This window comes from Bacillus sp. SIMBA_005 (assembly GCF_046535585.1).
GTDB lineage: Bacteria > Bacillota > Bacilli > Bacillales > Bacillaceae > Bacillus > Bacillus pumilus.
Genome location: NZ_JAWRWI010001039.1, coordinates 1 through 242, shown reverse-complemented (window position 1 = coordinate 242; position 242 = coordinate 1). Strand labels below are relative to the sequence as shown.

General features: G+C 32.6%; 1 pseudogene. It reads left to right on the top strand.

The window, feature by feature from the left end:
- A pseudogene (locus SB660_RS23285) lies at nucleotides 1-122 on the top strand (Crp/Fnr family transcriptional regulator); the annotation flags it as partial.
- Between the last annotated feature and the right edge of the window lie 120 nt (nucleotides 123-242).

Sequence of the window (242 nt, the reverse complement as noted above, 5' to 3'; positions counted from 1 at the left end):
CAACCAGAGAAGCTGTAACTGTGGTCTTACAAGAACTTGTTAAAGAAGAAGTCATTAAGACAGGATTTAAAACAATCTATATTCATCGGAAAGCTTTAGGAGAGAAACATTTCTTAGACTGAAAAATGCTGGAGCGTATCAAGTAGCAAAGAGATTTTCAAAATGAGTTGTAAACAACATTACATCTTCCTTCTAGAAAAAGATGTATCGTATAACTACATACAAAATATAATACGATACGG